This window comes from Bacillus sp. A01H, from assembly GCF_045277205.1.
Taxonomy (GTDB): domain Bacteria; phylum Bacillota; class Bacilli; order Bacillales; family Bacillaceae_G; genus Bacillus_A; species Bacillus_A paranthracis.
This window is the reverse complement of sequence record NZ_CP117702.1, coordinates 3840008-3855910: the sequence shown is the minus strand read 5'-3', so window position 1 is coordinate 3855910 and position 15903 is coordinate 3840008. Positions and strand designations below refer to the sequence as shown.

Annotated in this window: 14 protein-coding genes; 13 read left to right on the top strand and 1 reads right to left on the bottom strand. The window is 36.5% G+C overall.

Annotation, left to right across the window (positions count from 1 at the left end; all coding sequences use genetic code 11):
- Positions 1–33: 33 nt before the first annotated feature.
- The 3 genes from PSR14_RS20195 (at position 34) to PSR14_RS20185 (ending at position 1406) form a co-directional block, all read left to right on the top strand.
- Entirely contained in the window at positions 34–534 is a 501-nt protein-coding gene (locus tag PSR14_RS20195; RefSeq protein ID WP_000872145.1) for a DUF177 domain-containing protein, read from the top strand.
- Between the two features lie 61 nt (positions 535–595).
- Positions 596–769: a 50S ribosomal protein L32 gene (gene rpmF, locus PSR14_RS20190; protein WP_001984764.1), complete on the top strand. Its 174-nt coding sequence runs from the start codon at positions 596–598 to the stop codon at positions 767–769.
- Positions 770–899: 130 nt separating this feature from the next.
- Positions 900–1406 (top strand): RsfA family transcriptional regulator, encoded by a 507-nt coding sequence (locus PSR14_RS20185; protein WP_000246478.1) that lies wholly within the window; start codon positions 900–902, stop codon positions 1404–1406.
- A gap of 34 nt (positions 1407–1440) precedes the next feature.
- Here the strand turns inward: PSR14_RS20185 and PSR14_RS20180 are convergent, their stop codons facing one another.
- Positions 1441–1914, bottom strand: a complete 474-nt coding sequence (locus PSR14_RS20180) for an N-acetyltransferase (RefSeq protein WP_000506707.1) — start codon at positions 1912–1914, stop codon at positions 1441–1443.
- A gap of 293 nt (positions 1915–2207) precedes the next feature.
- Here PSR14_RS20180 and panE point away from each other — a divergent pair, with 293 nt between their 5' ends.
- From panE to spoVE, 10 genes are all read left to right on the top strand, one after another.
- On the top strand, positions 2208–3098 hold the full coding sequence (panE, locus tag PSR14_RS20175; protein WP_000782392.1) for a 2-dehydropantoate 2-reductase: 891 nt from the start codon (positions 2208–2210) through the stop codon (positions 3096–3098).
- A gap of 79 nt (positions 3099–3177) precedes the next feature.
- Entirely contained in the window at positions 3178–4794 is a 1617-nt protein-coding gene (bshC, locus tag PSR14_RS20170) for a bacillithiol biosynthesis cysteine-adding enzyme BshC (RefSeq protein ID WP_073535856.1), read from the top strand.
- 368 nt (positions 4795–5162) lie between these two features.
- Positions 5163–6095 carry a 16S rRNA (cytosine(1402)-N(4))-methyltransferase RsmH gene (gene rsmH / locus PSR14_RS20165; protein WP_000481790.1) on the top strand — a complete coding sequence of 311 codons (933 nt, stop codon included), beginning with the start codon at positions 5163–5165 and terminating at the stop codon, positions 6093–6095.
- A 15-nt stretch (positions 6096–6110) separates the two neighbouring features.
- Positions 6111–6473, top strand: a complete 363-nt coding sequence (ftsL, locus tag PSR14_RS20160) for a cell division protein FtsL (RefSeq protein ID WP_000067081.1) — start codon at positions 6111–6113, stop codon at positions 6471–6473.
- Positions 6474–6545: 72 nt separating this feature from the next.
- The gene (locus tag PSR14_RS20155; RefSeq protein WP_000600106.1) at positions 6546–8645 is read left to right on the top strand and encodes a penicillin-binding protein; all 2100 of its coding nucleotides are present in this window, start codon (positions 6546–6548) and stop codon (positions 8643–8645) included.
- An 81-nt stretch (positions 8646–8726) separates the two neighbouring features.
- Entirely contained in the window at positions 8727–10643 is a 1917-nt protein-coding gene (locus PSR14_RS20150; protein ID WP_001266227.1) for a stage V sporulation protein D, read from the top strand.
- 208 nt (positions 10644–10851) lie between these two features.
- Complete coding sequence (murE, locus tag PSR14_RS20145; protein ID WP_000766300.1) at positions 10852–12327, top strand: UDP-N-acetylmuramoyl-L-alanyl-D-glutamate--2,6-diaminopimelate ligase; 1476 nt, start codon at positions 10852–10854, stop codon at positions 12325–12327.
- A gap of 22 nt (positions 12328–12349) precedes the next feature.
- Complete coding sequence (gene mraY, locus PSR14_RS20140) at positions 12350–13324, top strand: phospho-N-acetylmuramoyl-pentapeptide-transferase (RefSeq protein ID WP_000893058.1); 975 nt, start codon at positions 12350–12352, stop codon at positions 13322–13324.
- The gene (gene murD / locus PSR14_RS20135; RefSeq protein ID WP_000860124.1) at positions 13325–14677 is read left to right on the top strand and encodes a UDP-N-acetylmuramoyl-L-alanine--D-glutamate ligase; all 1353 of its coding nucleotides are present in this window, start codon (positions 13325–13327) and stop codon (positions 14675–14677) included.
- A 90-nt stretch (positions 14678–14767) separates the two neighbouring features.
- Positions 14768–15859: a stage V sporulation protein E gene (gene spoVE / locus PSR14_RS20130; protein WP_000753510.1), complete on the top strand. Its 1092-nt coding sequence runs from the start codon at positions 14768–14770 to the stop codon at positions 15857–15859.
- The last annotated feature ends 44 nt before the right edge of the window (positions 15860–15903 follow it).

Genomic DNA, 15903 nt, shown 5'->3' with positions numbered 1-15903 from the left:
ATAATTTTGTTTGTTGCCTTGAGGTGATATGATATGAAATGGTCCATCCATCAATTGAATAAATTGAGAAATAAAGGATTGACATTGGATGAGATGGTAGATGTAAGTGAGCTAAAAGAGGTCGAGAAAGATATTCGTGAAATTAATCCTGTTCACGTAACAGGAAGAGTTGATTTTGGCTCCGGTAAGTTTACGTTCCATCTACATATAACTGGAAGCATGGTTTTACCATGTTCTCGCTCTTTAGTAGATGTGACATTACCATTTGACATTAAAACAACTGAGGTGTTCCAAACTTCACAAGAAGAATTTGAAACTGAAGCTGAAATTCATTGTTTAGAAGGAGAAGTACTTGACTTACTGCCCGTAATCAAGGAAAATATACTTTTGGAGATTCCAATGCAAATTTTCAGTGATGATGTTTCTGGTGGAGCACCGACGCAAGGTCAAGACTGGCAAGTGATTTCGGAAGAAGACAAAGAAAAGCCTGTTGATCCAAGATTGGCAGGACTTGCAAAGTTTTTTGACAAATAATCGGAAGACTGGTTCAGGCCTTCATATGAAAATAACTATTTCTTTTAAGGAGGTGGGAAGAATGGCTGTACCTTTTAGAAGAACTTCTAAAACAGTAAAAAGAAAGCGTCGTACGCATTTCAAATTATCAGTACCTGGTATGGTAGAGTGCCCAAGCTGTGGTGAAGCGAAATTAGCTCACCGTGTATGTAAAGCATGCGGTACTTACAAAGGTAAAGAAGTAATCAGCAAGTAATTGCGGGAAAATAAACGTAGAAGATATCTTCTACGTTTATTTTTTTTTGTCTTATTCTTCATTTGTTGTATTCTATCTTTTCTAGTAACTGCATATGTTTAATAAAAAATGCATAGGGAGGACTAGAGAGATGGCGACAACAAGACAAGATGCTTGGACTGATGATGAAGATTTGCTTCTGGCAGAAGTAGTACTCCGGCATATTCGAGAAGGTGGAACGCAATTATCTGCCTTTAAAGAAGTGGGAAGACATTTATCTCGTACACCAGCAGCATGTGGCTTTAGATGGAATTCTTACGTTAGAAAGCAATACAAAGAACGTATTGAAGAAGCGAAGCAACTGCGTAAAGTGGAAAATTATGAAGTGAAAGAGACGAAGGTATTAGAACCTACGTCAATTACATTGAATGATGTTATTGATTTCTTGCAAAATTATAAAGATGAAAACTCTTTAGTGGTGTTGCAACAGCAAATTGAATCGTTACAAACAGAGAAAGAGAGCCTGTTGGAGCGATTATCAGTATATGAGGAAGAATATAGAACATTGCTTGATTATATCGATCAAAAAAGAAGTGTAATGGTAGCGGAAAGAAATAGCGCTCGTTCGAATGGGAAATTAGAGAAGTTAAAGAAATAAAAAAACAGCTGCTATGTAGCTGTTTTTTTATTTCTTATGCAGACTCTTCATTTGTAACCGCATTCAAATTTGTTTCTGGGTGCCAAACGTAAAAATCACCATCAGGTACTGACACAGGTTGGAAATTTAATTTATCCCAAAAACCAGCTGAATGGATACGTGCGATCGTTTTAATTGGGAACTGCAGTCCCTTCGCATAATTTACAAGCATTTCTCCGAATCCTTGTTTTTGGAAAGTTGGTAATACTTCAAGTTTATAAAGTTCTAGGTAAGTACCTGTAATTTCGAATGGTTCCCCGCCGTTCCTTTTCATGTATAGACTCATACGTGCAATGAGTGATCCACCGTAATAAATACCGTAAAATGGAGATTCACTATTGTTTTCAATAATGTTTGCTTGTAATTCTTCTAACATGGATAGTTCTTGAGCTCCGCAGCCTTTAAATTTTTTAAACTCGTCTAATGTTTTATAATTGATGAGCAAGCGCTCAACTTTTGGGAATCCCATAACATCACATCCTTTTTGTCTCATTGAATGCAGAAAAGTGAAAATATTTATAATAATATTATAACTCATTTTTTTATTTTTATGAAGATGATAGTGTATTTCTTTTATTATTTTTTTGAGGATTTGCTAAACTAAGAGTAGAAGTATAGTAATAAGTAGTATATACATATTGAAAGAAGAGGTGGCATTTGATCATCTTTAGTTAATTATGATTCCGTATGAATCGGGGGTTCGCGGAATAAAAGAGGAGGGGAAAAAGGGACTTATGTATCGTGTTCAAATGAGTTCCTTGTGTGAAAATGAAAATTGGAGTTGTGGGACCAGGAGCTATTGGTCTATTGTATACATTTTATTTACAAAAAAGTAATCAAGATGTTACGTTGTTTACAAGGACAGCTAAGCAGGCTGACGAATTAAATATAACGGGTGTAACTTGTATTAGGGAGGGGAAACGTGAAACGGTATTCCCGCCAGTATTACCAATAGAAAGCATGCTAGACCAGCAGCTAGATTATATATTTATTGCTGTTAAGCAATATCATATAACTGACATACTACCTTTTGTGCGAGGGAAATCCTCAGTAGTCTTTTTGCAAAACGGAATGTCACACCTTCATGCTATGCAGAAAATAGAGAATGAAAATATTGCAGTTGGAATTGTAGAGCATGGTGCGAAAAAAGAAGAAAGACATACCGTTTATCATACAGGGATAGGTGTAACGAAGTTTGGAATCGTGCGCGGTCGGTCTATACATTTTGAAAAAATATTTAATTGCTTTCCTTTTCCGCATTTTCCAATTCGAATAGAAGATAATTGGAAGGATGTTATGCACAAAAAATTAGTAGTGAATGTATGTATCAATCCATTGACGGCATTATTACAGGTCAAGAACGGAGAATTGATCACGAACCCGTTTTTTTATCAGATGATGGAGCAAGTATTCAAGGAAGTCGTTTTTCTCGTTAAAGAAGAAAAAGAAATGGTATGGGAAATGGTACGTCATGTATGTGAAAGAACATCTCATAATACATCATCTATGCTGGCAGATGTAAGGGCGAATAGACAAACAGAGATTGGTGCGATTGTTGGATATGTATTAGAAGAAGCTAAGAAACAGCAACGATCCGTTCCGACACTTCAATTTTTGTTCGATGCAATAAAAGGGTTAGAAGTAAAAGTATAAGTGTAATTCTTTGCTTTTACGTGAAACATTGACTACAATGTGGATTGGTGAGAGAACAGGATACGAAAGGAAGAATTATATGGAGATAAAAGAAATCTCTGTTCCGCAACAAGGTGTTGTAGCGGACTATATGAACGGTAAAAAAGAGATACAGTCGTGTTTTGATTATATGTTAACAGAAGATGCTTTTAAACAGCGTGTACAAGATTTGCGTGAGAGGGAGTTTTTCCGCCAAGATTTAGTAGCGCATTTATTAGAATATAATACAAAATTACAAGCGGGAGAAGCTACAATTCAAAATGTAAAAGCGCTTGAAGATGAAGATACATATGTTGTTATAGCTGGACAACAAGCTGGGTTATTAACTGGGCCACTTTATACGATTCATAAAATTATTTCAGTTTTACAGCTTGCGAAGGAAAAGGAAGAAAGTTTAGGCGTTAAAGTTGTTCCTGTTTTCTGGATTGCTGGTGAAGACCATGATATGGATGAAATTAATCATACTTTTGTAACGAAGAATAAAAAAATAAAAAAGACCATTTTTCATGATCGTAATCCGAAAAAGGCGAGTGCTTCAGAGTCTGAGCTTTCTTTGGAAGACTGTAGAAAGTGGATTGAAGAAATTTTTAAAACATACCCTGAAACGAATTTTACAAAGGATGTACTGCGATTTATTGATGATTCTTTACGGAAATCGAATACGTATGTAGATTTCTTTGGTCACCTTATTATGAAAATGTTCATGAATTCTGGTTTAATTCTTGTCGATTCGCATCATCCTGAATTAAGAAAATTAGAAGTGCCGTTTTTTAAACAAATTGTAAGTAAGTATAAAGAAGTGCAAGAGGGGCTTCATAACCAACAGGAAGTAATTAAAGAATTAGGATATAAGCCAATTATTGAAACAAAGTCTAATGCAGTACATATATTTATGGAAATTGATAATGAGCGAGTGTTGCTTGAAGACAATCAAGGGAAGTTTGTTGGGAAAGATGGGACGTATTCCTTTTCATATGAGGAATTGATTGAAGAGATGGAAAGAAGCCCAGAGCGCTTTAGTAATAATGTTGTAACGCGCCCTCTTATGCAAGAGTATGTATTTCCTACGTTGGCGTTTATTGGAGGTCCAGGGGAATTAGCTTACTGGAGTGAATTACAACAAGTCTTCCATACTATCGGCTTCCGAATGCCTCCTGTCGTTCCTCGTATTACAATTACTTATATTGAGAGGGATATAGCGACAGATTTACACGATTTACAATTGCAAGAGAGTGACCCGTTTTTGAATAACGTAGATAAGTTGCGTGAAAACTGGCTATCTAATCAAATAGAGGAACCGATAGATGAACGATTTGTAGAGGCGAAAAAAGAAATAATTGATATTCATAAGTCATTACAACAGTTTGTGAAGAAAATAGATCCTGGATTAAGTTCGTTTGCAGGGAAAAACGAATTCAAAATTAATGAACAAATTGAACTGTTGGAAAGAATGTTGAAAAGAAATGTTGAGAAAAAACATGAAGTGGAACTAAATAAATTCCGTCGTATACAATTTGCACTACGCCCATTGGGAGCGCCACAAGAGCGTGTGTGGAATGTATGTTACTATTTAAATCAGTTCGGTTTAGATTTCGTTGATCATGTAATGGAAAAACCGTTCTCTTGGAATGGAAAACATCACGTTATAAAACTATAGAATCTTGCTCTTAGGAGCAGGATTTTATTTTTATTCCGTTGAATTTACTGTGAAGTGAAATTTTTCTGAATTATTAATTTTAAAAAAGCTAATATCGTAATTATGCAGGATACTTAAATATATGACAAAATAGCACAAAATGTAAACGTATTATTATCTTTTTCGACAGTTTTTTATTTAAATTCCCGCAAAAGATGATAAAATTTAGTATATAATAAAAGAAAATGGCGATTTGTATAGTATGCTGCCTTTGTAGGCAAGTTAAATGAGTCGTTCTTTCATAGTATTTCGTTCTCTAGTCGTGAAATATGCGTTTAGAGGAGGAGATACATTCAACATAATTAATTGGAAAAAGAGTAGGTGCAACAATGTTTAATCACGTAACAGTGCTTTTGAAGGAAACAGTAGATGGCTTAGATATAAAGCCAGGTGGTACATATGTAGATTGTACACTGGGGGGAGGAGGACATAGTTCTTATTTATTATCCCAATTAACTGAAGGCGGAAGATTAATCGCGTTTGATCAAGATGAGATAGCAATTCAAAATGCGAAAGAAAAATTCTCTTCATACGGTGAGCAGTTCATAACAGTAAGGAGTAATTTCCGTTACCTATCTGAAAAACTACAGGAATTAGGTATAACAGAAGTAGACGGTATTTTATTTGATTTAGGTGTTTCATCCCCGCAATTAGATACACCAGAGCGTGGCTTTAGTTACCATCATGATGCACCGTTAGATATGCGAATGGATCAAGATGCCCCATTAACAGCCTATGATGTTGTAAATAGTTGGTCATATGAACAACTTGTAAGAATTTTCTTCCAGTATGGCGAAGAGAAATTTTCAAAACAAATAGCAAGAAAAATTGAAGCGTATCGTGAGAATAAAGCTATTGAAACGACAGGGGAATTAGTAGAACTAATTAAAGAGGGTATTCCAGCTCCTGCTCGTAGAACGGGTGGACATCCTGCGAAGCGAGTGTTCCAAGCGATCCGTATTGCGGTAAATGATGAATTGAAAGTATTTGAAGAAGCGTTGGAATCTGCAATTGAGATGGTTAAGCCAGGCGGAAGAGTTAGCGTTATAACATTCCATTCTTTAGAAGACCGTATTTGTAAAACGACGTTTAAGCGAAATAGTACAACGCCACAATTGCCACCAGGATTACCAATTATTCCTGATGAATTTAAGCCGAAATTAAAGCTTATTACAAGAAAACCGATTTTACCTTCTGATATAGAGTTAGAAGAAAATAATCGAGCGCGTTCTGCGAAATTGAGAATCGCTGAAAAACGATAAAAAGGGGAGAGAGGTATGAGTAACTTAGCTGTAAAGTACAAGCAACAAGCGCAAGAAGAGGTTCAGATTCAAACGCCCCCACAGCAGATGGTTCAACCAAAAGCTAAAGCGAAGATTACAAGAATCGAAAAACTGTTGTATGTAGCGTTTATTGGCTTTTTATTGTATGCCTGTGTAGCGTTTATTGGAAATAAAGCAGGCCTTTATCAAGTTAATGTAGAAGCTGCGACAATAGAACAAAAAATTGTACAGCAGCAAAAAGAAAATCAAGAGTTACAGGCTGAAGTAGAGAAGTTAAGTCGTTATGAACGAATCGCTGAAGTTGCAAAAAAACACGGGCTAGAAATTAATGCGAATAATGTGAAAGGCCTCAAATAAGGCAATAGGTGTGAAGGGAAAATGAAGAGAAATATGACTAAATTTCATACCAATAAGGGAGCAGGGTATTTTATGATTTTATTCCTCCTGCTCTTTTTGCTGTTATTAGCCCGATTTTTTTACATACAAGCGACAGGAACAGTGCATAATCAGGATTTGGATAAACTCGCTCAGCAAAAACATAGTAAAACAGGAGTTCTGGAAGCGAATCGTGGGACGATTTATGATCAAAATTCCCATGTGTTAGCACAAGATGCAAACTCTTATAAACTTGTAGCGGAATTAAAAGGTGCGAAGCCTGTTGAGAATAAAGAGGATACTGCTAAGAAAATTGCGGGCGTACTCGGAAAAGATGAAGAGAAGATTTTAGCTACTTTAAATAAAGAGGGTAGAAGTCAAGTAGAGTTTGGGAAATTAGGTAAAGGCTTGACGAAAGAACAGAAAGAACAAATAGAAGCATTGAAATTACCAGGTATATCTTTTATTACTGAAAATGCAAGAGTGTATCCGAACGGTGATTTTGCATCTTATGTTGTAGGTCATGCGAGACCTGATGAAAAGGGAATCGCTGTAGGTCAATTTGGTTTAGAAAAGAGTTTGAATAAGTATTTAGGTGCTTCCAATGGAGAGGTAGCTTATACAGGCGATCGTAGAGGCGTATCTCTTGACGGTGGAAAAGTGAATGTGAAGGCACCTAAAAATGGAGATAATGTATATTTAACACTCGACCAGCGTATTCAAAGTTATTTAGAAGATGCAATGAAAGAAGCGAGTAAACATTATGAGCCAGAAAGCTTAATAGGAATTGTTGCGGATCCAAAAACAGGGAAAATATTAGCGATGTCTAGTAAGCCTAGTTATGATCCGAACCAAGAGAATAATAATTATTTTTATAATGACGCAATTGCAAATGCATTTGAACCTGGATCAACAATGAAAATTTTTACGCTAGCAGCAGCTATTAATGAAGGTGTGTATAAGGGACAAGATTATTATCAGTCTGGTACATATCAAGTCGGGAACCGCAAAATAAAAGATCATAATGGCGGTGCTGGATGGGGATCTATCACATTTGATGAAGGTGTAGAGCGCTCTTCCAACGTAGCGTTTGCTATTTTAGGGGATCAAAAACTTGGTCCAGACCGTTTCCGGAAATATATCCATGCTTTCGGATTAGATGAAAAAACGAATATTGATTTACCTGGTGAAGGTTCAAATACCATTGTATTCGATCAGCAAATACAGCAAGTAACAACAGCTTTTGGACAAGGTTCTACTGTAACACCAATTCAGCTTGTACAGGCTGCAACTGCTATTGCGAACGATGGGAAAATGATGAAACCTTATACAATTGATAAAATTGTAGATCCGATAACAGAGGAAGTAAAATTAGAACATAAACCAGAAGAAGTGGGAAAACCTGTTACAAAAGAGACAGCAGCGCAAGTAAGACAGTTATTAGAACGCGTTGTTACATCGCCGAAAGGAACAGGAACTGCTTATAAAGTCGATGGCTATTCAGTTGGTGGTAAAACAGGAACAGCGCAAATTCCGGATGGAAAAGGAGGCTATATGACGGGAAGAGAGAATTATATATTCTCATTCTTAGGTATGGCACCTATGGACAATCCGCAACTTGTTGTGTATGTAGCTGTTAAAAAGCCGAAATTGAAAGATGATGAGAGCGGCGCACAACCTTTAGCTGATATTTTTAAATATGTAACGAAGAATAGTTTAGAGTATTTAAAGATTAAGCCTAATGAAGTGAAAGATCCGAAGAAATATGTGAAAGAGCAGCAAACTGCTGTTCCAGATGTAACGGGAAAAACGATGGAAGAAGCGAAAAAAGCCATTGATAAAGCAAAACTTCGCCCAATCGTATTAGGTGAAGGGAAAGTACAGCATCAAGTACCGAAAGCAACTGAACAAACATTAAAGGGTGACCGAGTCTTCTTAGTGGGAGATAAACCTACAATGCCAAATATACAAGGCTGGGCACTTCGTGATGTTATGAATTTAGCAAAAACATTAAAGCTTAATCTAAAACCTACTGGTACAGGATACGTAACCGAACAAAGTGTACCAGAAGGAACATTGTTGCAACCTGGTACAGAGTTAGGTGTAACACTTGTACCGCCACTTGAACCACAACAAGAAGCAGAAAAGCCGTAATGGTAAAAGAGAAGAAGTTCTAATTAAATAAGTACAAGCATATATTGGAACAAGCTAGGCGTAAGGGAGGCTTGTTCCAATATGCGTGTATCAAATGTAACAGTTAGAAAACGACTTATTTTTATACTCATATCAGGTATACTTATTTTCACTATCATCGATATTCGTCTTGGATATGTGCAATTTTTTCTTGGGAATATGTTAACGGATCGTGCGAAAGATTCATGGAGTCGTAATATTACTTTTGAACCTGAACGTGGAAAAATTTTAGACCGAAATGGTGTGGAACTTGCCACGAATAAAAGTGCTCCAACTGTCTTTGTTGTACCGAGGCAAATTGAAAAACCAGCAGAGACTGCAGAGAAGTTAGCTGCAGTATTAGGTGTGGAAAAAGATGAGATTTATAAGAGGATTACAAAAAAAGAATCAATTGTAAGGTTAGATAAAGGCGGAAGGAAAATATCACATGATAAGGCGAAAGAGGTAAGAGGATTAAGTTTGAAAGGTGTTTATATCGCAGAGGACTCTATCCGGTACTATCCATTTGGCAACTTTTTATCACATGTATTAGGGTTTGCAGGTAGTGATAACCAAGGTCTTATGGGACTAGAAAAATATTATGATAAAGAACTGAATGGTGATGAAGGTCATGTGCGCTTTTTTGCAGATGCAAAAGGGCAAAGGATGCCTAATGTTGGCGATGATTTCAAAAAACCAGAAGCTGGTTTGAATTTAGGCTTAACAATTGATGCACGTATTAATAGAATTATGGAAAGAGAAATGAATATCGCAGAGTCGACATATAATCCAGATGGTATGATTGCGATTGCGATGAATCCGAAAAATGGTGAAATTTTAGGTATGTCGAGTCGGCCGAGTTTTGATCCGGCAGATTTTCAAAGTGTTTCTCCAGAAGTGTACAATAGAAATTTACCAGTATGGAGTACGTATGAACCTGGTTCAACATTTAAAATCATTACGTTAGCCGCAGCTTTGAATGAAAATTTAGTAGACTTAGAGAAAGATACGTTTTATGATGATGGAGCAGCTGAAGTTGGTGGAGCAAGATTGAAATGCTGGAAAGCAGGAGGTCATGGTAGCCAAACGTTTTTAGAAGTAGTTCAAAACTCTTGTAACCCAGGATTTATCGAGCTGGGTGATCGTCTTGGTAAAGATCGATTGTTTAAATACATTCGTAATTTTGGCTTTGGACAAAAAACCGGAATTGACCTGCAAGGTGAAGGTAGTGGGATTTTATTTAATTTAGACAAAGTCGGTCCAGTCGAGCAAGCAACAACTTCATTCGGTCAAGGTGTTTCTGTTACGCCAATTCAACAAGTGGCGGCGGTAGCAGCAGCTGTAAATGGTGGAACATTGTATCAACCGTATATAGCTAAAGAATTTATTGATCCGAAAAACAATCAAGTTGTAAGTAAAAAGACACCTGTGGAAAAAAGAAAAGTTATTTCCAAGGAAACTTCAGAAAAAGTTCGGTATGCATTAGAGAATGTTGTAGCAAAGGGATCTGGTAAAGGTGCTTTTATTGATGGGTATCGTGTAGGCGGAAAAACAGGTACAGCCCAAAAAGTGAAAGATGGTAAATATTTAGAGAATAATTATATCGTATCTTTTATCGGTTTTGCTCCAGCAGATGATCCGGAAATTGTTGTATATGTTGCTGTTGATAATCCGAAAGGTGTAACGCAATTTGGTGGAGTAGTAGCAGCTCCAATTGTTGGAAATATTCTGCGGGATGCACTTCCTGTTATGGGAGTGAAACCGAGAAAAGAACAAGTTGAGAGAGAATATAAATGGGGCGATACACCAACTGTGGAAGTTCCAAATTTAATTGGTATGAAAAAGAAAGACTTACAGACGCAACTCGTTGATTTGAAGCTTGATATAAGCGGAGATGGAGAGAAAGTCATTAAACAGTCCCCAGAAGCAGGAGCTAAAGTGAAAGAAGGCTCAAAAATTAGAATTTACTTCGGGAATTAAAGGTAACCTAGTACGTTTTATGGTACAATTGGTGGAAGTGAGTTCTTTATAGAAGAGTTACTTAATTTGAGACCGCAAGAGTCTCGGTTATAAATAGGTCTATTTATTAGACACAGTAGCACTTACCTCCTATTTTACATAATTAGGAGGTAACGTGTTGCTTATTAATAAAAGAGATAAATACACAATGTAGAGAGGGTTTAGTGAAATGAAGTTGCATACACTTGTATCATGTTTGCATGATTTTCCAGTTGTTCCAAAAGAAAATCCAGAAATCACATCTATAGAAGCTGATTCACGTAAAGTGAAAGAAGGAAGCTTATTTGTATGTATGAAAGGATATACGGTTGATAGCCATGATTTTGCTAAGCAAGCAGCGGCACAAGGAGCGGCTGCTATTGTTGCGGAAAGACCAATTGATGTTGACGTTCCAGTTGTACTTGTGAAAAATACTTTTCGTTCGTTAGCGGTTTTAGCTGATTATTTTTATGGTCAACCAACACACAAGTTACATTTAATCGGTATTACAGGTACAAATGGAAAGACAACAACATCGCATATTATGGATGAGATTATGCGCGCACATGGTCATAAAACCGGGCTAATTGGAACGATTAATATGAAAATCGGTGATGAAACATTTGAGGTGAAAAATACAACACCAGATGCACTAACACTTCAACAGACGTTTGCAAAAATGGTTGAACACGGTGTGGATAGCACAGTAATGGAAGTTTCATCACATGCTTTAGATCTTGGCCGTGTACACGGATGTGATTACGATGTCGCAGTGTTTACAAATTTAACACAAGATCATTTAGACTATCATAAAACGATGGAAGAATATAAACATGCAAAAGGGTTGCTATTTGCGCAACTTGGCAATAGTTATAATCATAATCGTGAAAAATACGCGGTATTGAATAACGATGATGCTGTAACAGCGGAATATATGAGAAGTACTGCAGCAACTGTTGTAACGTATGGAATTGATACAACAAGTGATGTTATGGCAAAAGATATCGTTATGACAAGTGGTGGAACTACATTTACGCTTGTAACACCGTATGAGAGTGTAAATGTTACGATGAAATTAATTGGGAAATTTAATGTATATAACGTACTAGCTGCGACAGCGGCAGGACTTGTTTCTGGTGTAAGTTTAGAAACAATCATTGATGTAATAAAGGAACTAGCTGGAGTTCCAGGACGTTTTGAAGTAGTTGATGGTGGACAAAATTATACAGTTATTGTTGATTATGCACATACACCAGATAGCTTAGAAAATGTATTAAAAACAGCAAAACAGTTTGCAAAAGGTGACGTATATTGCATCGTCGGTTGTGGCGGTGATAGAGATAGAACGAAGAGACCAATCATGGCAAGTGTTGCAACACGATATGCAACTCACGCCATTTACACTTCAGATAATCCAAGAAGTGAAGAGCCAGGAGCTATTTTAGATGATATGGTACATGGTGCAAATGGAAATAATTATGAAGTAATTATTGATAGAAAAGAAGCGATATACCATGCAATTGCTAACGCAAAAGCTGAAGATATTATCATTATTGCTGGTAAGGGTCATGAAACATATCAAATTATTGGTAAAGATGTTCATCATTTTGATGATCGTGAAATCGCTAAAGAAGCAATTACAGAGCGTTTAAACAACGAAGAGTAACAACGTGAGAGGAGGACTACATGTGCTTGAGCAAGGTTTATTAGTAACGGCTGGGGTAGCATTCTTAATTTCTGTTGCCCTTTCGCCATTGTTTATTCCATTTTTAAGAAAATTAAAGTTCGGACAGAGTATTCGTGATGAGGGACCAAAATCACATCAAAAAAAATCAGGGACACCGACAATGGGTGGTATCGTCATATACGTATCTATGATGGTAACTTCACTTATTATGGCGATTAAGTTTAATCATTTAGGTGCAGAGGTATCGTTATTACTATTAGTGACATTTGGTTACGGATTGATTGGATTTTTAGATGACTACATAAAGGTAGTTAAGAAGAGAAATCTTGGTTTAACATCAAAACAAAAATTAGTAGGTCAGCTTGTTATTGCTATTGCGTTCTTTTTAATTGGAAAAGGGCAAGCGTTCCACACATACATCATGATTCCGGGAACGGATGTTAAGTTTGAATTAGGTTGGGCGTATTTTGTACTTGTACTATTTATGCTTATTGGTGGATCAAATGCAGTTAACTTAACTGACGGTTTAGATGGTTTATTATCAGGAACTGCTGCTATTGCATTTGGAGCATTTAGTATTATTGCTGTGGCACAAGAGCAATTTGGAGTAGCGATATTCTGTATGGCAGTTGTAGGAGCTGTACTTGGATTTTTAGTATTCAATGCGAATCCAGCAAAAGTGTTTATGGGAGATACAGGTTCATTAGCTTTAGGTGGAGCCATTGCAGCTGTAGCGATTTTATTAAAACAAGAATTGCTACTTGTAATCATTGGCGGAGTATTCGTAATGGAAACTTTATCGGTTATTATTCAGGTCATTTCATTTAAAACAACAGGAAAACGTGTCTTTAAAATGAGTCCACTACACCATCATTATGAATTATGTGGTTGGTCAGAGTGGCGTGTCGTTGTGACGTTTTGGTCTGTAGGATTTTTATTAGCTGTGTTAGGAATTTATATCGGGGTGTGGATGTAATTGAAAACTGTAACTGAATTTCAAAATAAAAATATTCTTGTATTAGGCATTGCAAAAAGTGGTTATGCAGCAGCTACATTGTTACAAAAGTTAGGGGCAAATGTTATTGTAAATGACGGAAAGCCTTTAGCAGAGAATGTACTTGCTGCAGAATTACAAGCAAAAGGAATGGATGTTGTATGTGGTGGTCATCCTTTAGAATTATTAGAGAGAAATATTTCTCTTGTAGTAAAAAATCCAGGAATCCCGTATTCTAATCCAATATTAGTTGCTGCGAAAGAAAAGCAAATTCCAATTGTTACGGAAGTTGAATTAGCATATCGTATTTCAGAAGCACCATTTGTTGGGATTACGGGGTCTAACGGTAAAACGACGACGACAATGCTTACATTTGAAATGCTAAAAGAAGGACAAAAGCATCCCGTAATTGCAGGGAATATTGGAACTGTAGCGTGTGAAGTTGCACAGGATGCGAAAGAAAATGAAGTTGTAGTTACAGAACTTTCATCGTTCCAATTGATGGGAGTAGAATTGTTCCAACCTAAAATTGCTGCGTTTTTAAATTTATTTGAGGCCCACTTAGATTATCATGGGACGAAGAAAGAATATGGTTTAGCAAAAGCGAATATTTTTAAAAACCAAACAGAAAATGATTATAGTGTAATAAATGCAGATGATGCAGATGTGATGGCTTTATCTGCTTATAGTAAAGGTCAAAAAGTACTGTTCTCAACAACGAAAGAAATTGAAGATGGTGCGTGTATAAAAGATAATGCTCTTTATTTTAAAGGTGAAAAAGTTGTTGAAGTAGGCGATATCGTTTTACCTGGTCAACATAATTTAGAAAATATTTTAGCAGCGATGAGTATCTCAAAATTATTGGGTGTTTCTAATGAAGCGATTACGGCAGTTTTAAAACGTTTTACAGGTGTAAAACATCGTTTAGAATACGTAACAACTATAAACAACCGTAAGTTTTATAATGACTCAAAAGCAACGAATATGTTAGCGACAGAGAAAGCTTTATCTGCGTTTACACAACCGACTGTGTTATTAGCAGGTGGGCTAGATCGTGGAAATGAATTCGATGATTTAATTCCGTATTTCAAAAATGTTAAAGCGATTGTAACATTTGGACAAACAGCTCCAAAATTAGTAAGAGCTGCAGAAAAAGCGGGATTAGATACAATTGAAAGTGTCGATACTTTAGATGAAGCTGTAGTGAAAGCTTATGCTCATTCTACAGATGGCGATGTAATTCTTCTTTCTCCAGCATGTGCAAGCTGGGATCAATTTAAAACATTTGAAGAAAGAGGAGACATTTTTATACAAGCTGTGCATAAACTTATATAAAGTAAATCAAAACATCAGTAGGCTAACACCTACTGATGTTTTGTTACATAGGGCAAAAGTTTCTGCCTAAAGAGGTGGTGTTTATGGGTAATGAAGAAAACGCCTGATTTTATTCTCATCATCGTTACACTTGCGTTGTTAACAATCGGAATGATTATGGTTTATAGTGCGAGTGCGGTTTGGGCCTCTTATAAAATGGGGGACTCATTCTTTTTTGCAAAAAGGCAATTGCTATTCGCAGGTCTTGGTGTAGTGGCTATGTTTTTTATTATGAAAATTGATTATTGGGTGTGGCGTACGTATTCAAAAGTAATTTTGCTAGTTTGCTTCATTCTTCTTATTCTCGTTCTTATTCCTGGAGTAGGTCTTGTTCGAGGAGGAGCGCGAAGTTGGATTGGAATCGGGGCATTTTCCATTCAACCGTCCGAATTTATGAAGTTTGCGATGATTATTTTCTTAGCGAAATTTTTAGCGGAACGACAAAAATTAATTACCTCTTTTAAACGTGGTTTACTACCAGCTTTAGGTTTTGTATTTCTTGCTTTCGGAATGATTATGTTACAGCCCGACCTTGGTACAGGGACGGTAATGGTTGGGACATGTATCATTATGATATTTATCTCAGGAGCAAGAGTCTTTCACTTTGCAATGTTTGGTTTGCTTGGTGTAGCAGGATTTGTAGGGCTAATTGCATCAGCACCGTATCGGATGAAACGTATTACATCATATTTAGACCCGTGGTCAGATCCGCTTGGAAGTGGATTTCAAATTATTCAATCGTTACTCGCAATTGGACCAGGTGGATTATTCGGGCTTGGACTTGGACAAAGTAGACAAAAGTTTCTTTATTTACCTGAACCGCAAACAGACTTTATATTTGCAATCTTATCCGAGGAATTAGGTTTTATTGGTGGTTCATTTGTGTTATTATTATTTAGTCTATTATTATGGCGTGGGATTCGTATAGCTTTAGGAGCGCCAGATTTATATGGTACGTTTTTAGCAGTAGGTATTGTGGCGATGATTGCGATTCAAGTAATGATTAATGTTGGTGTTGTAACAGGATTGATGCCTGTTACGGGTATTACTTTGCCGTTTTTAAGTTATGGTGGATCAAGTTTGACATTAATGTTAATGGCAGTAGGTGTATTATTAAATATAAGTCGCCATTCTCGCTACTAAACCCTGTTTTATAAGACAGGGTTTTTCGTATGTGTACGAAGAAA

What these genes read in the sequence shown, in the direction of transcription:
- PSR14_RS20195 (WP_000872145.1), top strand. Translation starts at nt 34, where the DNA reads ATGAAATGGTCCATCCATCAATTGAATAAATTGAGAAATAAAGGATTG.
- rpmF (WP_001984764.1), top strand. Translation starts at nt 596, where the DNA reads ATGGCTGTACCTTTTAGAAGAACTTCTAAAACAGTAAAAAGAAAGCGT.
- bshC (WP_073535856.1), top strand. Translation starts at nt 3,178, where the DNA reads ATGGAGATAAAAGAAATCTCTGTTCCGCAACAAGGTGTTGTAGCGGAC.
- spoVE (WP_000753510.1), top strand. Translation starts at nt 14,768, where the DNA reads ATGAAGAAAACGCCTGATTTTATTCTCATCATCGTTACACTTGCGTTG.
- PSR14_RS20155 (WP_000600106.1), top strand. Translation starts at nt 6,546, where the DNA reads ATGATTTTATTCCTCCTGCTCTTTTTGCTGTTATTAGCCCGATTTTTT.
- PSR14_RS20180 (WP_000506707.1), bottom strand. Translation starts at nt 1,914, where the DNA reads ATGGGATTCCCAAAAGTTGAGCGCTTGCTCATCAATTATAAAACATTA.
- murE (WP_000766300.1), top strand. Translation starts at nt 10,852, where the DNA reads ATGAAGTTGCATACACTTGTATCATGTTTGCATGATTTTCCAGTTGTT.
- rsmH (WP_000481790.1), top strand. Translation starts at nt 5,163, where the DNA reads ATGTTTAATCACGTAACAGTGCTTTTGAAGGAAACAGTAGATGGCTTA.
- PSR14_RS20185 (WP_000246478.1), top strand. Translation starts at nt 900, where the DNA reads ATGGCGACAACAAGACAAGATGCTTGGACTGATGATGAAGATTTGCTT.
- PSR14_RS20150 (WP_001266227.1), top strand. Translation starts at nt 8,727, where the DNA reads ATGCGTGTATCAAATGTAACAGTTAGAAAACGACTTATTTTTATACTC.
- ftsL (WP_000067081.1), top strand. Translation starts at nt 6,111, where the DNA reads ATGAGTAACTTAGCTGTAAAGTACAAGCAACAAGCGCAAGAAGAGGTT.